This window comes from Methanococcus mangrovi, assembly GCF_054506835.1.
In genome coordinates this window covers 1,076,204-1,097,293 of the sequence record NZ_CP197114.1, presented here as the reverse complement: position 1 = coordinate 1,097,293, position 21,090 = coordinate 1,076,204, and the positions used below count along the sequence as shown (strand labels likewise).

The following is a 21,090-nucleotide window of genomic DNA, read 5'->3' as shown; positions in this document are numbered from 1 at the left end:
ATATTTAATATAAGATTTGAAAACTATTAATCTTTCGAAAAAATTTTTCAGGAATACAATGGATTTTGAAAAGTACGATGTAGTAATTGTGGGCGGTGGGCCTTCTGGATTTATTACTGGAGAGAATATAAAAAATAAAAAAGTTCTCGTTTTAGAAGAACATCAAGAAATTGGGGTTCCATTGCAGTGTGCTGGACTTTTAAGTAAAAATGGTATAAAAGAACTTGGAAATCCAAAAGGTTCAGTAAATAAAGTTCGCGGAGCACATATTTATTCAAAAAATAGTTCTGTTACTGTTGGAAACGAAGAAATTCGGGCAGAAGTTTTTGAAAGGAAAGTAATGGATAAGGATATTGCGGTACGGGCTTCTAAAAATGTGGATGTACTGCTAAAATCTTACGGAAAAATTAAAAATCCAAACGATTCCACAAATCGAGATAAAACCCGGCATAAATTAGAGATAATGCACGATGGTGAAACTTTCGAAGTTTCTCCTGAAATAATTATAGGAGCTGACGGGATTAGGTCAACAATTGGACGATCATTGAATATGCTTGACAAAAAGCGCGAAATAATTTCTGGAGTTCAGATTGAATTTGTTAATGCAGAACTTGATAATGATTTCGTTTACGTAATTTATGATAAACGATACTCTGAAAAGTTTTTTACCTGGATAATTCCGCTTGGAAACGATAGAGTAAGGGTTGGAATGTGTGATTCAAATAATTCTTACAAAAAATTAATGGACTTTTTAGAAAATAACAAAATTGCAAAAGAAATTTTAAAAAATGCAAACCCGGTCGAATTTATCTGTGGTGCAATTCCAATCGGTTATTCAAAATCTGTAAACCATAACGTAATGCTTGTTGGAGATTCTGCAGGTCAGGTAAAGCCATTAAGTGGAGGTGGACTTTACTATGGTGCAAAATGCGGGAAAATCTGTGCAGATACAATAAACCAGTATTTTGAAGGAAATTATGATATTGAATTTTTAAAAAATTATGAAAAAAACTGGAAAAACGAAATCGCTTCTGAAATTGATAGGAATATTAAAATTAGAAAAATATTAAACCTGATAAATAACGATAAAATGGACAGGATTTTTGATTTTATCAATAAAAATAATCTTGTAGGGTTTATAAATGAAAATGGGGACATGGACGACCCTTCAACAGTGGTTAAACCAATTTTAGATAGGGTTCTCTTTGGAAAATAAGTAAAAAAACTTTTAAAGTTTTTCTAATATTTACCATACCACTTGAGTTTTAATTCATCGAGGGTTCCATTATTTTCCATTTCTAAGAGCACATCATTTATCGAGTTTCTCAAGTTCGGATTGTTTTTATTAATTGGGATTGCCCAGTAACTTACAGATAATTTTTCATCTAAGTATCTTTTTGGAATATTGTAACTGTTGGATACGCATTCTATATACATTTCATGACCCATTACTGCATCAACTTCCCCATCCTGTACTGCACGGGCTAAATTTTCAGGTGTATCATAATATACGCATTCACAACCCACGTTTTTTAAATAAGATTCAACAATTTCTGAAGATATGCTACCATCAATAATACCTAATTTTTTACCTTTTAACTCATTAAGCAATTTTATAGAACTATTTTCCATAACTGCAACACGAATGTTGTCATAATAATAAACTCTCGTGAAATCAACGTATTTTTTTCTTTCATAATTCACAGTTCTCGACCCTATACAATCGACCTCATTCTTTTCCAAAGCATCGAAAAGTTCGGATTTGGAATCATAAATCTTAAAATCTGTTTTTAAATTCATTCTTTCAGCAATTTCAGTCATTAAATCAAAATCAAATCCCATTAAAGTTCCATTTTCTTGGTATATTGTCGGAGGGTACTGTGGACATACTCCAATCGTTAATGTGCCTCTTTTTATAGTGTTCTGACCTGATATACAGCCAGAAATAATTGAAATTGATAATAAAAATACTATGATAAAACTCGCAATCGAATTTTTTTTCATAAATATTCCCCCATTCCCTCTACAAAATAGTTTTTATGACGGGGTATTTATATATTTTTTAAAAAGAAAATTTAGCGGAATAAAAAAGTAATTAGATAATGGCTTAGTTGTACCATTTATTTTTTAATTCGTAGAGTGATTTATCCCCTTCTAATTCAAATAATGCATTGTTTATTTCATTTTGGAGATTATGATTATTTTTTTTGACTGCGATTGCCCAGTAAACAATCGTCATTTTTTCAGAAATCATTCTGGATTCAAAATTATACTTTTCTGAATAGTAATCCAGCTGGATCTGATCAGTAACTACCGCATCAATATTTCCCGAGTTTACGTCTGAAACTAATCCTTCAACAGAGTCATAAGATTTGATATTTGTGTTAAGACTTCCAAGATATTCTTTGGCCCAGTCTTCAGTGTATGTATCTGTTACAACTGCAATATTTTTACCGTTTAAATCTGTAATTTCGTGGTAAGGGCTTTTTTCAAAGACTGCAACAACCACGTATGTTTGGATATATGCCCTTGAAAAATCCATTTCTTCTTTTCGTTCTGGTGAAATCGTCATTGAAGGGAGACAATCGACTTCCCCATTTAAAAGTGCCTCTTTTGCACCGCCATATTCGTAAACTTTGAATTCGGGTTTCAAGCCCATATTGTTTGCAATTTCTTTCATCAAATCGATGTCAAAGCCTTTCAGTTCACCGTTTTCATAATATTGTTGTGGGGGCATTTCTGGCGTAATTCCAATTGTTAATACACCGGGATTTACTGTATCGTATTCTTTACCACCAGAAGAGGTACATCCTGAAAAAGAAGTTATTAGTAATATTAATGATATTATTACAAGGATTGTAGGGATTTTCATATTATCTCCATTATATTTGATAATAATGTATTTTTATTTGCTATACTTATATATTATTATTTATATTGCCGTTTGAATTAACAAACACAGTCTAATTAATAAAAAATGTTAATTTTGATATAATTTTGGTTTTAGTCGCTATTAATGTTCGAATTGATGGGGTTCCAGACATATACTTGGTATCATTAATTAAAATTCAAAAATAGTATATTTATATAATCAAATTTCCATAATTTATACTGTTTTTTTAATCATTTAATGTCTGTAACGCATTTTAAAATTAAGGAGAGATATACATGGGGTTTCTTGATTCAATTAAGGGCATATTTGGTAAATCACCAAAGATTCACTATGCAAAATCGCAGAGTATTGATGTAATGGATTTAAATCCAAAGAAGGTTGGCCCAAATCAGCATATATTGCCATATTATACTGTTGCATCTGTCGAGCTTGGAAACACGACAACAAAAGCGATTATATCTGCAACAGAGATGGGTTCTGGAAAAACATACGTAGTATCTAAAGAAGTCAGGATGACAAGGGATGTAAGGCCTCCGAAAAAAGGAGAACAGGTTTTTGGAAGAACAATTTGGGACGTTGAGCTTACGAAAGAAGCAGTTTCTGAAATGGTTCGAGATGTTTTAAAAGGCGCAATGGATAAAGCGCATTTATCTGTAAACGATATTCACTTCGTTGTTAGGAGTACGGGTGTTACTGCAGGTTTCGCTTCTCCTGAAGAAGTGGGTGTAATGATTGTATCCCTTGCTGAAGGATGCAGAATGGCAGGAATTCCAAATGGGAAGATGACGCCAATAATGACAAAAAAACAGCTTCCAGAAATACTTCAAGACTACACTTTAATTGAAAAATTGATTTTTGATGGGGCGGTAACAGGGGTAGTTCCTCCAACTGGAAAGGAAGTGGTTGCAAATGAAATGGAAGGGGAACTTGTAACCGCAGGATTGAAAATTGGAAGTAAATGGACTGGTGTGGACTACAGGAATCCTTGTATTAGTATTGACTTTGGAACAACACTTGCAGGAAGAATTACAAACAATGGAGAACCTTATGCAAAAGTTGTTGGAAACTTGTGCGGACTTGCAGGTGCAGTTTCCGATGCAGTTGTTCGTGGAACTGACCTCGTGAGTAAAAGAGGCGGAGCAGTTTTAGATATTCATGCTGAAAAGGGAAGTCCAAATAAGGAACTCGCAGAAAAATATGCAAAAGAAATTCACGAGCACGTAATCATAAAAGAGGTTCCAAAAGGAATGGATAGATTTGGAACTGTTCCAGTAAACCCTGAAAGCGCCGAAAAAGCAGGAACATTTTTAATCGGTTGTGATGTCGGTGAAAATGGAAGCGATATTCCCGAACTTGAAAAAATCGGTGCAAAAATTTTAAAAGAATCAAATCTTCCAACTTTAATGTACACACTTGACATAGTTTCTGCAAAAATCACTCAAAGATTGATAAGAATTGCACACGAAGAAGGAATTATAAATGGAAACACTGCAATAGGAATTACTGGAAGGGCAGGAATTACTGGCCAAAAGCCGAAATTGATAATTGAAATGCTCTCAGAACTTGAAATATGGGATAATGTTTCAGAAAACATAATTTTTGTTGAAGACGGACTTGCTCTTGGTGCGAGTGTCATGGCAAGATGCATGAACTGTCTTGGGACTCCAAAAGTACCAATTGGCGGAAAAAGAAACGGTCCATGTATATTGTCTCAGAGAATAAAACGGCAAAAAGAAATGGGAATGATAAAATAATTTTAAATTAAAAATAACCGAAAATTTCTATTTTTTTAATTTTTAAAAAAGAAAATATTAAAATTTATTTTTAAAAGATGTTAATCCATAATACCTTTTTCTGTAATTCTAAAGACTGCTTCTGAATCTGGTAAGTGTGGGGAGTCGTATAATTTTGCAACTCTTTTATCTCCTTTTGATTTTCTTAAGAAGAATCTGAATGTTGCAGCGTGTCCAACAACGTGTCCACCAATTGCCTGTTCAGCAACACCGAAGAATGCATCTGGTTTTGCAGCAACTTGGTTTGTAACTAAAACAATGCAGTTGTATAAATCTGCAAGTTTGTTTAGTGTAGCCATGTGTCTACCTAATTTTTGCTGTCTTTCAGCTAATTTACCTCTTCCCGTAAATTCATTTCTAAAAGTGCTTGTAAGGGAGTCGATAATTACTAATTTGATGTTATTTCCGCTTTTAATTAAGTCTTCTATTTTTTCTGCAAATAACATCTGCATATCTGAGTTGTATGCTCTTGCAACAAACGTGTTATCTAAAACGGTCTGGCCATCGATTCCAGCTCCTTCAGCCATCTGAACAACTCTTTCGGGTCTAAATGTACCTTCTGTATCAATATAAACTGCTTTTGGATTTTCAAGTTCTTCTTCAACAACTCCTTCAAGGTCAGCATATATTTTTTCCCTGATCTGTAAATTTACACATGATTGATGCATGATCTGCGTTTTACCGCTTCCATACATACCTGCAAATTCAGTTACTGACTGACTTTCGAGCCCCCCTGCAAGAACAGCATCTAATTCTTTACTGCCCGTTGAAAGTCTCCAGACGCTCTGTCTTTGTCTTAATAATTCAACACCGCTTTTAAATCCAAGGTCACACAAATCTCTTGCAGCCATAATCATTTTAGCAGCAGCTTTTTCACTGATTCCTTCAATATCAGTTAATTCACCAATTGTAGCTGTTGCAATTTTCATAAAATCGAGGTATCCTGCTTCAATTAGTTTTTCCGCAGTTGATGGGCCTACTCCCGGCAATTCAGTCAAAACGTCAGCCATAACTTCACCTTTTTGTTAAATATGATGAGAATAATAAAAGTATAGAAATACCGTAATTATACCGTAATTGTTAATATTTAAAAATTAAGCAATATATAAGTAGCTAAAATCAGTATTTATAACTTGTTAATCAAATAATAAATAACGTGAAAAAATGATTCAAGACACTGAATTTTTTAGAATGGAAGGCGTTCCAATAACTAAAGAAGAAATAAGGGCTGTAAGTATCGGTAAATTACATTTGAATCCCGAAGATGTAGTTTTAGATGTCGGGTGCGGCAGCGGGGGAATGAGCGTTGAAATTGCAAAACGTTCAAAATTTGTTTACTCAATCGATAACAGCGAAAATGCAAAAAATACAACTTTAAATAACTTAAAAAAGTTTAATATTGAAAATTGCAAAGTTCTGCTCGGAAATGCAGAAGATTTAATTTCAGAATTTGAGTTTAACAAAGTATTTATTGGCGGAACCAAAAATATCGGGCAAATATTAGAAATTTTAAACGAGAAGAAAATTGAGAGAATAGTTGTAAATACTATTGTGCTTGAAAACAGCGTAAAAGTAGTCGATAAATTTGAAGAACTTGGATATACTGTTGATTTAGTAAATGTGTCGGTTTCTTATGGTAAAAAAATCGGTTCCGGACATATAATGCTTTCAAAAAACCCGATAACGATTATAACAGCTTCATTAAAATAGTTTCTTAAATTATTTTAAGGGTGGGTTAGATATATTTAATAAATATAAAATAGAAACATAAATATTACTCAAGAATTCACGCTTTAACTTTATTTTGAGGGATTTAATGAAAGACACTGCTTATTTTAGCATGGAGTTTGCAATTGATCAGTCTTTAAAGACTTATGCAGGGGGACTCGGGTTTTTAGCAGGATCTCATTTTAGGGCAGCTAAACGTCTTAATATTCCATTAGTCGGCGTTTCCATGCTCTGGAGCTATGGGTACTACGACCAGGTGCGGGACCGTGAAGGCCGTATGAAAGTTGAAAATATAAGGAAGTACTACGATTTTTTAACAGACATTGATTTAAAAGTTCCAGTAATCGTAAATGGAACTAATATCTGGGTTAAAGCGTATAAATTAGAAGAAAATACATTTAATACATGTCCAATTTATTTTTTAACAACGGATATTCCAGAAAACGACCATTTATCGAGGACTATCTCTTACGGACTTTATGATGGAAATAATTTAACACATATTGCACAGGAAATCGTTTTAGGGGTTGGAGGATACAAAGTAATCCGCGAATGTGAAAATGTAAAACGATTTCATATAAACGAGGCTCATTCACTACCTGTCGCGTTTAAAATGCTTGAAGACTATGGAATTGATTATGTAAAAGAGCACCTGTTATTTACTACACATACTCCAATTCCTGCAGGAAATGAAACACAGGATATAAATCTTTTAAAAAGTATGGGCTTTTTTGGAAGTATTGATACGAAAACTGCTGAAAAATACGGGGGAAACCCATTTAATTTAACTGTTGCTGCGTTAAGAATGTGTAAACGATCAAATGCGGTTTCAGAACTTCACAGGGATACTTCTGAAAAAATGTGGGCTTGGGTTACTAATCGAGAGCCCATAATGAACATTACAAATGCGCAGGATAAATATTACTGGCAGGATAAGCAGATAAAAGAAGCTGCGGAAAAAAAAGATGTAAAAATGCTCCGTGAACGAAAAATGGAGTTAAAAAAACAGCTTTTTGAAGAAGTAGCTGATCAGACGGGAAGCCTCTTTGATCCAAATATTTTAACTGTTGTCTGGGCAAGAAGATTTGCGGACTACAAAAGACCTTCGTTTTTACTTCGAGACGAAAAAAGGTTTAAAAATTTGCTGAAAACCGGAAAAATCCAGGTAATATGGGCAGGAAAACCACACCCTGCTGATTCAAATGCACAGATTACATTTAACTGGATAGTTTCAAAAACAAGGGAATTGAAAAATGTTTCCGTGTTAACAGGATATGAACTGAAACTTAGCAAACTCTTAAAACAGGGGTCTGATGTATGGCTGAATACTCCAAGAAGGCCAAATGAAGCATCTGGAACTTCTGGAATGACTGCATCGATGAATGCATCGATTCACATGAGTACTATGGACGGCTGGCACGTTGAATGGGCAAAAGCGTATCCTGATGACAGTTTTACCATTGGAGATGGTGTAGACCTCAATGAGGATTATGAAGCAGACGAAATGTACAAGCACCTCGAAGAAGCGATAAAGATTTATGATACTGAAAAATGGTGGGAAAAAGCTACAAATACAGTAAATCACGTTGTAGAATATTTTGATGCAGAAAGGATGATAATAGAATATAATAAAAAACTTTACAGCGATTAAATTTCTTTAAATTTTATTTTGAACGATTTAAATTCTTTTTTTGTATTTTTGACACTGATAAATACCTATAAATAAAAGGTGGCATCTTATTAAATTTTCAAAACTATTTTTCGAGTTTATGTGGTACCATGGATTTTTACGAATTTAAAGAATATTCCAAAGAAAAATTTCCTTATCATGGAATGAGGCCTCAACAAGAGGTTTTAATGGGAAAAATTTACGAATGTGTGGCAAATAAAAAAAATCTCGTAGTTGAAGCTCCAACGGGGGTTGGAAAAACTTTATCTTATTTAATTCCTGCACTTTATTTTGCAGAACGCGGAAAACGGGTAATGATTCTTACGGAAACGATTGACCAGCAGGAAAGAATCTTTGAAGATTTAAATTCATTAAAACACAATTTAAAAGTATCTTTCATGATGGGAAAGGGGAATTTTTTCTGTAAATCAAAAGGAGAAAAAGCAAACACGCTTTACTGTCAATTAAACAAAGCCTGTATTTACCGACCAAATAAAAAACCAGTCTGTGTCTGCGGTACAAAAAAAGAAAAAATCGAGTTTGATGGAAATATTAAATTTTACTGCCCGCTCTGTATTTGTGATTATCAAAAGGCAAAGATAGAGTGTTTTGATGCAAACATAATCGTGATGAACAACACTATTTATTACTATTTAAAGGACGAAATAGATAAAAAGAAACAGACTGACATTGTAATTTGCGATGAAGCCCATAAACTTGAAGGAAGTATTAGGAACGCTGCAACAATTGTGATAAATCCAAAATATGCTTTAAGGCGGCTTAGATTTATGGCATATCACTACTCAAATTCAAGATTAAGGGTGCATATGGATAGGGTCAGTGAGGAAGATGACGAAATTTTCTGGACAATTGTTGAAGATTACGTTGTAAAAAATGCTGCTGGAAAAGATTGTAAGAATTCACTTGTATTTGACGGGTTTAAGATTACATCGTTTGGATTAAAAGAAGATGTGGCAATTTTGGGTACGCTTCTTGAAGGGTACAATGAAATCGTTAAAATTAAGGAAAAAATTGAAGATTTAGCAGAAAATGAGGAACTTGATAAAAAAGATTTGAAATTTAAAATTGATAATAAAGCATTAATTCCTCTTGAACTTCAGTTTATTGCAGATAGGAGAATTTCAGACGTTCCACTCGTTGAATTTTTGGAAAATTTGAGCAATCTTCGAAATATCACTGGAAATTTCGTAGTTTATAAAAATAACGGCTCGATTCTCTGTGAACCGGTACTCGTTTCAACGTATTTAAATAAACTTTACGGGGATGCATCAGTCATTCACTGTTCTGCAACACTTGGAGATTTGAATATTCATGCGATAAAGACCGGAATGGGAAAAAGTGAAACACTTTTACTCGATAGTCCTTTCTCAAAAGACAGGCGAAATATAATTGCACTCCAAGATGGAGAAGATATGAAATTTAATTCGGCAGATTTTCAATCAAACAATAAAAAGCGAAATAAAGCAAATGAAAATTTGTTTAGATTGGTAAAAGCTGCGAAAGGAAATACTTTAATACTTTTCAAGAGTTTTGGTGATTTAAAGACGGCTCACGAATACTTTTTAGATGAAGGGTATCGTGGAAATATATACTGTTATGAAACTGGGATGGATGGAAAAGCTGCAAAAAAATTAAAAGAAGATTTTCAAAAGTATGGGGGACTTCTTTTAGCAACCGGGAGATTTGCAGAAGGTGTGGATATTCCAGGAGATGCACTCACCTGTGTTATAATTGACAGCCTGCCGTTCCCAGTTCCAACGCCACTTTTAAAACGGGAACAAACTCTTCTTGAAGAGCGTTTAAAGTCACGGAAAGTAAAAGATGCTTACTGGAGTGCATTTTTAATGACCTCATTTCACATAATGGCAAGGACCGTTATACAGATGATTGGACGATTAATCAGAACCGAAACTGATTATGGGGTTGTAATCATACAGGATAAGCGATTTAATGATTGGGTTGGCTCAGAAATGCTTAAAAGAAAGTATTTAAAAGACAAATTCCTCCCGATGTCTGTTGATACGGCAACAGAGTACATTCCAAAGTTCATGAAAAAGATGAAAGAAGATAATTTGAAAAACAGCTCTTTTTTTAGATAATCCTTTTTATTATTTTATTAAATTATCGGGAATTCTAAATTTATCAAATTTAATAAATTCAAAAAATTATATATTCATGTAGCACATAGAAAATGATAATTGAATTTTAGAGAGAATTATCGGGTGATTTAATGTTCATGAGAGAAATTGAATTAAAAGGACACATAATTGATAGCTTTATTCTCGCAAAAGTTTTTGACAGGACTTTAGAACTTGGGGGGGACTATAAAGTTTTAGAATTTGATATTGGAAAGAAAAAAACTGACCCTTCATACGCAAAATTGCTAATTTCTGGAAACACTCAGCAGCACCTCGACCAGATTTTAGAGGAACTTCAAAATGTCGGTGCAAATATTCCTGAAATTGAAAATGCCGACTTAAAACCTGCTTTAAAGGATAGTGTGTTACCTGATGGATTTTATTCGACCACAAACCACCCAACCCACGTGAAAATAAACGATGAATGGATAGAAGTAGAAAATCCAAAAATGGATGCCGTAATTGTCGTTTATCCTGAAGAAAAAAGGGCTGAAACAAAAGTAATGAGAAAAATAAAAAAAGGAGATTTTGTAGTGGTTGGACACAACGGTATTCGAGTAATCCCTCCAGAAAAATCAAGAGAAGCAGGACAGCTTTTTGAATTCATGAATTCCGAAGTATCTTCTGAAAAGCCAAAAGAAGCAATAATTAGAAGAATTGCAAAAGAAATGTATGAAATGAGGGAAGACTACAAAAAATCCGGAAAAGGCGGGATTGCAATTGTTGGTGGCCCTGCAATTATACACACAGGCGGAGGCCCAGCTTTAGCAAAAATGGTTGAATTAGGATACATTCAGGCAATTTTAGCAGGAAATGCCCTTGCAACACACGATATTGAATCAGCTTTATTTGGAACGTCGCTTGGTGTGGACATAAAAACTGCAAAACCTGTAACTGGTGGGCATAAACACCATATTTACGCCATAAATACTGTAATTGATGCAGGAAGCATTAAAGATGCAGTTGAAAGTAACGTATTAAAAGAAGGTATAATGTACCAGTGCATAAAAAATGACGTCCCTTACATTCTTGCAGGAAGTATCCGGGACGATGGACCACTTCCTGATGTTATAACCGACGTGATGGTTGCACAGGATAAAATGAGAGCTTTAGTAATGGATAAAAAAATGGTTATCATGCTTTCAACACTTTTGCACTCTGTTGCAACAGGTAACCTGATGCCTTCGTACATAAAAACCGTCTGTGTTGATATACAGCCTTCAACAGTTACAAAATTAATGGATAGGGGAACTTCGCAGGCAATTGGCGTAGTTACTGATGTAGGGGTATTTTTGGTACTTCTCTTAAAAGAATTAGAACGGCTTGAATCACAGGAATAATTGAGGAATAATATGTCAGAAACACAGTATTCAAAAGAATTAATCAAAAAAGCAATAGAAACGATTTCGAAAACAAAAACAGGTTCAATAACTCAAAATTCTGAAAAAAATGAAAACAAAAAAACATTTTCGGATGCAAAAGCTGGAAAAATTGATACAGTAGAGTTTAAAAAGGCAGTACACTCCCTTTTTGAAGCAGATGAATATCTGTATAAATTTGCTCCAAATCACGATTTAGATGAAGAAACAGCTAAAGAATTTTCAAAACTTCTTTTCGATGCTCAAAAACATATTAACAATGTTTTAAGCGGATTTGGATTTGATTTTGAAACATTGTCATTAGATGGGCAGGCATTATATATCGTAAGCAATAAAAAGGTCTTAAAATCATTAAAAGACATCAATCCAGATTTAAATATTATTTCAACAGAAGGGGTTTTGGAAATCGAGGACATGAAAGTGGTAAACCCAAAAATTCCTGAAAAAGCCATGCTTGGAATAGAAAAAAAATGTAAAATTACAAAAGAACAGATTTCAAAGGTTATATCAAATATATCTCCTTCAAAAGTTGTAGTGCTTGTTAAAACCGGGGATATTGCTGATGAATTGATATATAAACGTGCAAAAGAGCTTTACAACGCGGAAAAATTAAATGCTGATGAAATACTTTAATTTTTTATTTATTTTTAGTTTATTTCGGGTGTTTTTATGTCGATTGATGATAAAGTAAGAGATGTAGTTAAGGAATTTAAAGCATACGTTCCTGGAAAATCAAAAGAAGAAATTGCAAGAAAATACGGGATAAACCCAGAAGAAATTATTAAATTGGGCTCAAATGAAAATCCGTGGGGTTGTTCACCAAAAATTGCTGAAAAATTAATGGATGAAGTTTCAAAACTCCACCAGTACCCGCAGCCAGTAAATCCTGAATTAATGGAAGAAATAAGTAAATTCATAAAAATGCCTGTCGAAAACATTATTGTTGGCGGAGATGGAGCTGATGAAGTAATCGACAACATCATGAGGATATTAATCGATGAAGGCGACGAAGTAATCATTCCAATTCCAACATTTACACAGTACGCAATTTCTGCAAAAATTCACGGTGCAAACGTGAAATGGGCAAAATTTGATGAAGAAAATGGATTTAAACTTGATGTAGAAAGTGTTTTAAGTAATATCACCGAAAAAACGAAAGCAATATTTTTATGTACGCCAAATAATCCTGTTGGAAACGTAATTCCAACAGAAGACGTTAAAAAAATCGTAGAAAGTACAGACGCACTTGTAATGATTGACCATGCATACATCGAATATTCAAAAGAAGAATATGATTTAACAAAATGGCCTTTAAAATACGACAACGTGCTTGTTTTAAGAACATTTTCAAAAGTATTTGGCCTTGCAGGGCAGAGAGTTGGATATGGGGTTACAAGTAAAAAAATTGTCGACTACATGATGAGAATAAAACCAATCTTTAGTTTAACAAGGGCTTCCCAAGTTTCTGCAATAACTGCACTTCAAGATAAAGAATTCTTTGACAAATGTTTAAAAGAAGGAATTGAAAGCAGGGAAGAAATCTACAATGGTTTGAAAAAATTCAAACAGCTTGAAGTTTATCCGAGTGAAACAAACTACATGCTTGTAAAAGTTAAAAATGGTATGAATTCGAGCGAATTTTGTGAAGCACTTTTGAAAAGAGGGGTAATTGTAAGAGACTGCTATTCCTTTGAAGGGCTTGAACCATATTATTTCAGGGTTTCAATTGGAACTTTCGAAGAAAACAAGAAATTTTTAAAAATAATGTCTGAAATAGTTGAATAACTTTTATTTTAATATTTTTTAGTTTAAACAATTATTTTTCAACTTTAAATTTTTAGTTTTATATTAATTCATGCTAAAAATATCGTAACTATTATATGTTCGGTTTTTCCATACCTTTGCTAAAGAAAAATTTACAAATTAAAAAATTTCTCGGTGTTTAAAAATGGCTAAATTTATCATGGTCGTAGGAACCTCTTCAAACAGTGGGAAAACGGTTTTAGTGTCCGGGATTTGCAGAATGCTATCAAACAAAGGTTACAAAGTAGCGCCATTTAAATCACAGAACATGAGTTTAAATTCGAGAGTCAGTATCGAAGATGGAGAAATTGCAGTAGCGCAGTACACCCAGGCAATGGCTGCAAGGGCTGAGCCATCAGTTCATTTTAACCCGATTTTATTAAAACCAAAAGGAAATTTTGTGTCACAAGTAATCGTTCACGGAAATCCTCATGATGACATGGACTATAATGATTACAGGCTAAAAAAAGATTATTTCCTCGAAAAAATAAAAGAAAGTATTGAATACCTCGATAAAAATTATGATTATGTTGTAATCGAGGGAGCCGGAAGCTGTTGTGAGATAAATTTATTAAAAGACGATATTGCAAACTTAAAAATTGCAGAAATTTCGGGAGCAGATGCAATTTTAGTTTCGGACATCGATAGAGGTGGGGTTTTTGCATCAATTTATGGAACAGTTCAGTTACTCCCTGAAAACTGGAAAAAACTTTTAAAAGGGTTTGTAATTAATAAATTCAGGGGAAACATTGATATTTTAAAAAATGGATTTGAAAAAATTGAAGAACTGACAAATATTCCAGTTATCGGGACAATTCCTTATGATGAAACATTGGTACTTCCCGAAGAAGACAGTCAGGCTTTGCAGGGTAAAAAAGTATTTGGAAATTTAAAAAGCCCAATTGAAGTAAATGTCCTTAAATTTTCAAAAATTGCAAATTTCACAGATGTTGACCCGCTTTCAAGCGACTGTTTAATGAAATACATCGATTTTAATGAAGATATAACCGGAGACATCTTGATATTACCTGGAACTCGGTGTTCCACCGTTGAAATGGATTTGATGAAAAAGCATGGAATGGATAAAAAAATTTTAGAATTTGTGGAAAATGGTGGAATTGTTCTTGGAATCTGTGGTGGATACCAGACACTTGGAAAAAGGTTAATCGATGAAAATTTTTCAGAAGGGGATGTCGGAACAATTTCTGGTTTAGAAATATTTGATATGGAAACGACTTTTGGAAATAAAAAGGCAATAAAAAACTCAACCGGAACAATATCAATTTTTGATCAAAATTTTGATGTGACGGGCTATGAATTGCATGAAGGATATTCAGTTTCAAATGAAACACCGTTAATATATGTTTCAAAAGGTTTTGGAAATTGTGGGGATTCGTATGATGGCTCCTTTAAGATGATTGGAAATTCGTATATTTTTGGAACTTACTTTCACGGGATACTTGAAAATTTCGAATTTAGAAATTATCTTGTAAATCTTGTAAATAGTAAAAAAAATACATTAAAAATTGAAAATGACAACTATGGCAAAGTTTTCAATGAAAATATGGATAAATTATCCAAAATAATTGAAGAAAGTCTTGATTTTTCAAAACTTATAAAATAGCTTGAAAAATACTCCCTCAATTTTATTTATTATTTTTAAAATTTAAAAAAATCGTTTTTAACTAAATGATAAAAAAAGTAGTTAGTTACTGTTCGGTTGGAACGAACTTGTATCCGTAGCTAATTACTCCATCGCATCCATCTTCTCTTATTTTTCTAAAGACTGCTTCGACAGGCATTCCTATTTTAACATCTTCTGGTTCACAGTCGATTTGGGATGTGATTTTTGTACCTTCTTCAAGTTCCACGATACCGATTACGTATGGGGACTGTTTTTCGAAATCTTTTGGTGCAGCGTACACTACTGAATATGTGTACACTTTTCCTTTACCGTTTAATTTAAACTCTTCTAATTCTCCCTTTCTTCTGCATTCTGGGCAGACGCTTCTTGCAGGGAAGTAAACGGTTCCGCATGTTTTACATTTTGACCCAATAAGGTTGTACCTTTCTTGCATGCTTCTCCAGGTTCTTACTACCATAATCTCACCGGAAATCATTTTTTGCTTAAATTAGTAATTATCTTTTGTTTGATAAGATATGTGTGCAGACTGTACCGCCTGTTCCACCAACGTTTGCTGCGATAGCGTATCCGTTTTTAATTGCGGTCTGTCTATCTTTACATTCTTTGTCCTGTTTTAACTGCCAGTAAAGTTCACCGACTTGTCTGATTCCGGTAGCACCTAATGCGTGACCAGCAGCTTTTAATCCACCACTTGGGTTTACTGTAACAAAGCTGTCGTCGTCGATTCTGGTTTTTCCAGCTTCTACAACTTTTCCAGCATCTCCTTTTTTACAGAATCCAAGGTCTTCAGTTAATACCAATCCGTTAATTGCAAAACAATCGTGAACTTCTGCAACATCGACTTTACTTGCATCAATTCCTGCAATTTTGTATGCTTTATTTGAAGCAACTTTTGCAGCATTTAATGTAGTCATGTCTTTTCGGTCGTGTAATGCAATAGTGTCTGATGCTTGGGTAGATGCTTTTATGTATATAATTTCATCTTTTGGAGCATATTGTGTCGCTTTTTCTGCATCACAGATGATAAGTGCGGAAGCACCGTCTGAAACTGGTGAGCAGTGTAATAATGTTAATGGGTCTGCAACTGGGGACGCTCTCATAACCTGGTCAACAGTTACTTTTGATCTAAACTGCGCGTACTTGTTGTGAACTGCATTTTCGTGAGCAATAGCACTCCAGCTTGATAATTGTTCAATAGTTAGCCCGTATTCGTGCATGTATCTTTTTGCCATCATTGCATAGAGTGACGGAAATGTTGCACCAACGAAAGCTTCCCATTCCTGGTCTGATGCTGTTGCGATTGCTGAAGTTGCATCTGCGACATCAGTCATTTTTTCGACACCACCTACTAAAACAACATCGTGTGCACCGCTTGCAATCGATAAAACTGCACTTCTCAATGCTAAACTTCCAGAAGCACATGCTGCTTCAACTCGGGTACATGGAATTGGATTTAATCCCGCATAGTCTGCAATTAACGATGCAGAGTGTTCCTGACCTACGAAAAGACCGCCACTCATTGTACCAACGTACATTGCATCAATGTCGTCTCCATCAACGTTTGCATCAATAATTGCTTTAACTCCAGCTTCTACAATTAAACTTCTGAATGATTCTTCCCAGAGTTCACCAAATTTAGTCTGTCCGTATCCTATAATTGCTACATCCTTCATTTTATCCACCTGATGAAGTTACATTCTAATTTTTCCTCTGTATTTCAAGTAAACTGCGTAATCAATGTATTTTTTCCGTTCAAGAAGTTTTTCAGTGGTTATTGCTTTGTCAACTACTTCTGAAATTCTGTCAGTTACAGTAATGTCAAATGCATCACTTCCTGCACCACTACCGTATGAAACTACAAATATCCTGTCATCTGCTTTTGCGTGGTCTAAAATATTTGAAAGTCCGAGTGGAACTGCTCCTGAGTAGGTATTTCCCAAGTACGGTGTTAAAAGTCCGTATTTATACTGTTCTTCGGTAAACCCTAATTTTTTAGCTGCAGTTAAGTAGAATTTTCCGTTTGGTTGGTGGAATACACAGTAGTCGTAATCTTTTGCAGTTGTGTCCATTTTTTCCATCATACCTTTTGCACCGTTTAAAACGTGCTTAAAGTATGCAGGTTCTCCTGTAAATCTACCACCGTGTTTTGGGTAGTGTTCATGTTCTCTTCTCCAGAAATCTGGGGTATCTGTGGTGTAAGAGTACGTTCCATTAAATTTAGCGATAAGTTCTTCTTTTTTAGCACCTATAATGTATGCAGCACCACCTGCAGCAGCAGTATATTCAAGGGCATCTCCTGGAGCTCCTTGAGCAGTATCTGCACCAACTGCCATTGCGTATTCCATCATGTCGCTTCCGACTAAACCCATACACATCTGGATTCCTGCAGTTCCTGCTTTACATGCAAACTCTAAGTCTGCAGCAGTAAAGTCTGGCGATACACCACAAGCTTCAGCAACAATTCCTGATGTTGGTTTTACTGCGTAAGGGTGGCTTTCACTTCCTACGTAAACAGCACCAATGTCTTTTGGATTAATTCCTGCTCTTGACAATGCTCTTCTTGCAGCCTGTACTGATATTGTTGCAGTATCCTCGTCAGGTCCTGGAACGCTTTTTTCATTTACAACGAGACCTTTTTTGATTGCCTGAGCATCTTTACCCCAAGCACCAGCGATATCTTCAGCCTTTATTCTGTATTTTGGAAGGTCACTTCCATATCCTACAATACCTACTTCTTTCATTTGCTCACCGTTTTTTTGTTAATGAACAATTGTTAATAAATAACAATATAAACAAAAAAATTATTTCATTTCTTTTAATCGTTTTAAAAGCTCATCGGTACTCAATTCTGTTACTATGAGGCATATTCCCTCAAGTTCGGCAAGTTTAACCGCAAGTTTGTCTAGTTCGGAAACTCCGTTGAATATAACGACTCGTGGTTTGATGTTACTTACACGAATTGCAACCATGGGGCTTCGTCCTGCTGAAACTTCGGTAAAAATCAATGCTCTTTCGGTTGTCCAACCATAGAGATTTAAAAAATCTTGACCATTCATTTCCAAAATAGCTTTAACACTGTCTACAACAGTATGGCCAAATAGTTGGTTATTTAGATTGTTTTCGCCACAGATTACTTTCCCTTCAATTATGGAAAGCAGTTCTTTAACGCCAATTGGATTTTGGTATTCTTTTATTTGCAAAATCGCCTTCATCGAGCTTGGATTTAACACTTTACTCAATGCCTTTATTGTATGCCCGCCTCTTTCCTTGTCAATTTCTAAGAGTGCATATACATATTTTTTGACGATATTTACTCCTGGATTTTTTCTTCTGCCAACTTCGTAATCACTGATTACTGATGGGGAGACATCTAAGTATCTTGCAGTTTCAATCTGCGGTATGCCAAACATTTCTCTCCATTTTTTCATGGCTTTACCGATATCTTCGGACAATACAATTTCTCCCATGATATGTATCGCTATTTTCTCCATGGCACTATATGTGGGCTAATTCTTATATAAATATTTCGATTTAAAATATAAAGTTATTCGCCATATGTCGAAGAAGGTTAGAATTATAATATTAAAATCAGAAATATGTTTAAAAATAGTAAAAAATAAGTTTTAAAAGTTAATATTCTAAATTTGAGTCCCGGTCTGTTTTTTCATAGATTCCAAGAAGTTTTACGAATTTTTCGATTTCTTTTTTCTCAATTTTTACGTTTTCGTGTGATTTTTTCAGGATATATGGGTAACCTGACACAGATATTTTTTGTAAGTTTGAAAAGAAAGTTTCATTTAAATTTTCAAATGAAGTTATACACAAAGTTCCGCTGTTTTTTTCAAGTTTTAAGAATTGGTAGTTCAATTTTTTCAAGTCAATTCCAAACTTTTTAAAGTATTCAACGTTTTTGTAAAAGTTTTTATTTATTTTTTCGTCAACAAGATCGAGGGGTTTTGAGTATCCTGATTTTTTGCATTTTGAAAATATTGCAAGGTCAGGAATAAGTGCATCTTTAAAATAAATGTTCATTTTTGAAGTTTTTGCAACTCCAACAATTTTTTCATGGTATTTTAAAATTTCGGATAATAATATTAAATATTCAAGTTGTTCTAGTATAATTTTTTCTTCTTCATTAAAATTTTTATTCGAAAGCTCAACACTTGAATTAATATTTTTAGAATCAATTTCTTCAAAAATTTTATTTTTTAATTCTTTTCCATAAAGTTCGTAGTACTTGAAAATAGTATTTTCTACGTTTTCCCCGTTAATTGAAATTTTATTGTTTGTTTGAACGATTAATGAATAGAGGGAACCGTCATAAAGATAATAATCGATATTTCTATTTTTTAAATTCCAGAGCGCAACTTTTAATTCCATGTTGAGCATGTAAAGACTGAGTCTGCTTTGAACGTAACGGTAAGGTAAAATAATATTTGAATCCCACGCAGAAATGGATTCTTCTACTTTTTCATCGGTTTTTTGAATGTATGAAATAGCACCTGAGATATAAAGGCAGTAATTTATGTAATCAAGTTTGTTGAAACTTCCATCTCCTCCTGCAAAAATTGCATCAGAAGTACTCGAAAAATCGCAATCAGTCCAGTAACTTTTGAAATCGAAGTTAAAATCGATATTTTTTATTTTAGAACATATATTCTCCTTTTTTGAGAGGAGTTTTGAATAGTCCATAAAATACACCTAAACGTTAAAAAATAATAAAAAAGTTATAAAAGTATTCCGTATCCGATCAATCTCCATCTTGATCCGATTTTTCTGCTGATTGCAACTCTGTCGCCTTTATCAGCACATACTGGTAATTTTAATTTAATCTCTACTTTATCAGCTCGCGCGGATACTGTTACTCCAACAGTTGTGGAAGTTCCAACGTTTAACATTAAAACTTCGTTTGTTTTTAATGGTTCGATTACGAGTTCATCTTGGGAACCCACAACCCTTTCGAGGAGTTGAGGCTTTATAACCATTTTTTCTAATGTTTCAGGAAGGGTTCCTGGAAGTCCAGCTAAACTTCCGCTCAATGCATCGGATTTTGTTAAATTTGGATCTAATTCAGTTCCAACACCAATTAATCCACCCGGTAATGCAGTTTTTAATTTTTTATTGCCAACACCCAATGATATAATTTTAGTTAGTATTGGGACCCAGTGTGTTTTGTTTCCTTCGGTTACTTTGATTCCAGGTCTTATTTCGAGGTCGTCACCAACTTTTAAAGCGCCTTGGATGATACTTCCACCAATAACTCCACCTTTTAAGTCTTTTATTTCGGAACCGGGTTTATTTACATCAAAACTTCTTGCAACGTATAATTTAGGGCTTAAATTTTCGTCTCTTTCAGGAGTTGGGATAAAATCTTGGATTGCTTTTAAAAGTATATCTAAGTTTGCACCGTGGTGTGCTGAAACAGGGATAATTGGCGCATTTTCTGCAACAGTTCCTTTTGTAAATTCTTTAATTTGATTGTAATTTTCAATTGCAGCTTCTTCAGTTACGAGGTCGATTTTATTTTGAACAATTATTATATGTTCGACACCGAGAGCATCAAGTGCCATCAGGTGTTCTTTTGTTTGAGGTTGCGGGCATTCTTCGCTTGCAGCAATAACTAAAATTGCACCGTCCATAAGTGAAGCTCCTGAAAGCATTGTAGCCATCAGTGTTTCGTGTCCTGGAGCATCCACGAATGATATTTTTCTTAAAGCTGTTACTTTACCGCCACAAGCGTCGCATTTTTTGTCAACGGTATAGCATTCTGGTTCGTCGCATGTTTCGCACTTTTTTATTTCACAGTCTGCATATCCGAGCCTTATGGAAATTCCTCTTTTGAGCTCTTCACTGTGTGTGTCGGTCCATACCCCAGTTAATTTTCTTGTTAAACTCGTTTTTCCGTGGTCTACGTGACCTACCATTCCAATGTTAACTTCTGATTGATTGGATGCTGCCATTTTATCCCTCGCACAATTTTTTAATTTTTTAAATTACAAGAATACTTGAAACTAATATAAA

The 21,090-nt window shown here is 34.2% G+C and carries 18 protein-coding genes; 9 read left to right on the top strand and 9 right to left on the bottom strand.

Annotated features, from left to right (window positions below):
- Positions 1 to 58: 58 nt before the first annotated feature.
- Positions 59 to 1,216 carry a geranylgeranyl reductase family protein gene (locus ACS5L2_RS05815; protein ID WP_459201085.1) on the top strand — a complete coding sequence of 386 codons (1,158 nt, stop codon included), beginning with the start codon at positions 59 to 61 and terminating at the stop codon, positions 1,214 to 1,216.
- A 23-nt stretch (positions 1,217 to 1,239) separates the two neighbouring features.
- Here the strand turns inward: ACS5L2_RS05815 and ACS5L2_RS05810 are convergent, their stop codons facing one another.
- A complete protein-coding gene (locus tag ACS5L2_RS05810; RefSeq protein WP_459201084.1) occupies positions 1,240 to 2,004 on the bottom strand; it encodes an ABC transporter substrate-binding protein in 765 nt (254 codons plus the stop codon).
- Between the two features lie 103 nt (positions 2,005 to 2,107).
- A complete protein-coding gene (locus ACS5L2_RS05805; protein ID WP_459201083.1) occupies positions 2,108 to 2,872 on the bottom strand; it encodes an ABC transporter substrate-binding protein in 765 nt (254 codons plus the stop codon).
- A gap of 296 nt (positions 2,873 to 3,168) precedes the next feature.
- On the opposite strand from ACS5L2_RS05805, the gene ACS5L2_RS05800 reads away from it, so the two are divergent.
- The gene (locus ACS5L2_RS05800; protein ID WP_459201082.1) at positions 3,169 to 4,647 is read left to right on the top strand and encodes a methanogenesis marker 14 protein; all 1,479 of its coding nucleotides are present in this window, start codon (positions 3,169 to 3,171) and stop codon (positions 4,645 to 4,647) included.
- 80 nt (positions 4,648 to 4,727) lie between these two features.
- Here the strand turns inward: ACS5L2_RS05800 and radA are convergent, their stop codons facing one another.
- Entirely contained in the window at positions 4,728 to 5,696 is a 969-nt protein-coding gene (gene radA / locus ACS5L2_RS05795; RefSeq protein WP_459201081.1) for a DNA repair and recombination protein RadA, read from the bottom strand.
- 154 nt (positions 5,697 to 5,850) lie between these two features.
- On the opposite strand from radA, the gene cbiT reads away from it, so the two are divergent.
- The 7 genes from cbiT to cobQ all read left to right on the top strand — a co-directional run bounded on the left by cbiT (position 5,851) and on the right by cobQ (position 15,048).
- Positions 5,851 to 6,396, top strand: coding sequence for a precorrin-6Y C5,15-methyltransferase (decarboxylating) subunit CbiT (cbiT, locus tag ACS5L2_RS05790; protein WP_459201080.1), 546 nt, complete (start codon positions 5,851 to 5,853; stop codon positions 6,394 to 6,396).
- Positions 6,397 to 6,502: 106 nt separating this feature from the next.
- Positions 6,503 to 8,065 carry an alpha-glucan family phosphorylase gene (gene glgP, locus ACS5L2_RS05785; RefSeq protein WP_459201079.1) on the top strand — a complete coding sequence of 521 codons (1,563 nt, stop codon included), beginning with the start codon at positions 6,503 to 6,505 and terminating at the stop codon, positions 8,063 to 8,065.
- A 128-nt stretch (positions 8,066 to 8,193) separates the two neighbouring features.
- Positions 8,194 to 10,203, top strand: coding sequence for an ATP-dependent DNA helicase (locus ACS5L2_RS05780; RefSeq protein ID WP_459201078.1), 2,010 nt, complete (start codon positions 8,194 to 8,196; stop codon positions 10,201 to 10,203).
- Between the two features lie 131 nt (positions 10,204 to 10,334).
- Positions 10,335 to 11,582: an ornithine cyclodeaminase, nickel-pincer nucleotide-dependent gene (locus tag ACS5L2_RS05775; RefSeq protein ID WP_459201077.1), complete on the top strand. Its 1,248-nt coding sequence runs from the start codon at positions 10,335 to 10,337 to the stop codon at positions 11,580 to 11,582.
- Positions 11,583 to 11,594: 12 nt separating this feature from the next.
- The gene (locus tag ACS5L2_RS05770) at positions 11,595 to 12,254 is read left to right on the top strand and encodes a DUF2100 domain-containing protein (RefSeq protein ID WP_459201076.1); all 660 of its coding nucleotides are present in this window, start codon (positions 11,595 to 11,597) and stop codon (positions 12,252 to 12,254) included.
- Positions 12,255 to 12,290: 36 nt separating this feature from the next.
- Positions 12,291 to 13,406, top strand: coding sequence for a histidinol-phosphate transaminase (gene hisC / locus ACS5L2_RS05765; RefSeq protein ID WP_459201075.1), 1,116 nt, complete (start codon positions 12,291 to 12,293; stop codon positions 13,404 to 13,406).
- 163 nt (positions 13,407 to 13,569) lie between these two features.
- Entirely contained in the window at positions 13,570 to 15,048 is a 1,479-nt protein-coding gene (cobQ, locus tag ACS5L2_RS05760; RefSeq protein ID WP_459201074.1) for a cobyric acid synthase CobQ, read from the top strand.
- 85 nt (positions 15,049 to 15,133) lie between these two features.
- Here the strand turns inward: cobQ and ACS5L2_RS05755 are convergent, their stop codons facing one another.
- The 6 genes from ACS5L2_RS05755 to eif2g form a co-directional block, all read right to left on the bottom strand.
- The gene (locus ACS5L2_RS05755) at positions 15,134 to 15,526 is read right to left on the bottom strand and encodes a Zn-ribbon domain-containing OB-fold protein (RefSeq protein WP_459201073.1); all 393 of its coding nucleotides are present in this window, start codon (positions 15,524 to 15,526) and stop codon (positions 15,134 to 15,136) included.
- Between the two features lie 37 nt (positions 15,527 to 15,563).
- Complete coding sequence (locus ACS5L2_RS05750) at positions 15,564 to 16,742, bottom strand: thiolase domain-containing protein (RefSeq protein ID WP_459201072.1); 1,179 nt, start codon at positions 16,740 to 16,742, stop codon at positions 15,564 to 15,566.
- 18 nt (positions 16,743 to 16,760) lie between these two features.
- Positions 16,761 to 17,810 (bottom strand): hydroxymethylglutaryl-CoA synthase, encoded by a 1,050-nt coding sequence (locus ACS5L2_RS05745; RefSeq protein ID WP_459201071.1) that lies wholly within the window; start codon positions 17,808 to 17,810, stop codon positions 16,761 to 16,763.
- Between the two features lie 60 nt (positions 17,811 to 17,870).
- Positions 17,871 to 18,560 carry a helix-turn-helix domain-containing protein gene (locus ACS5L2_RS05740; RefSeq protein WP_459201070.1) on the bottom strand — a complete coding sequence of 230 codons (690 nt, stop codon included), beginning with the start codon at positions 18,558 to 18,560 and terminating at the stop codon, positions 17,871 to 17,873.
- A 139-nt stretch (positions 18,561 to 18,699) separates the two neighbouring features.
- Positions 18,700 to 19,761 (bottom strand): DNA double-strand break repair nuclease NurA, encoded by a 1,062-nt coding sequence (locus tag ACS5L2_RS05735; RefSeq protein WP_459201069.1) that lies wholly within the window; start codon positions 19,759 to 19,761, stop codon positions 18,700 to 18,702.
- A 35-nt stretch (positions 19,762 to 19,796) separates the two neighbouring features.
- On the bottom strand, positions 19,797 to 21,029 hold the full coding sequence (eif2g, locus tag ACS5L2_RS05730) for a translation initiation factor IF-2 subunit gamma (protein ID WP_459201068.1): 1,233 nt from the start codon (positions 21,027 to 21,029) through the stop codon (positions 19,797 to 19,799).
- Positions 21,030 to 21,090 lie beyond the last annotated feature (61 nt).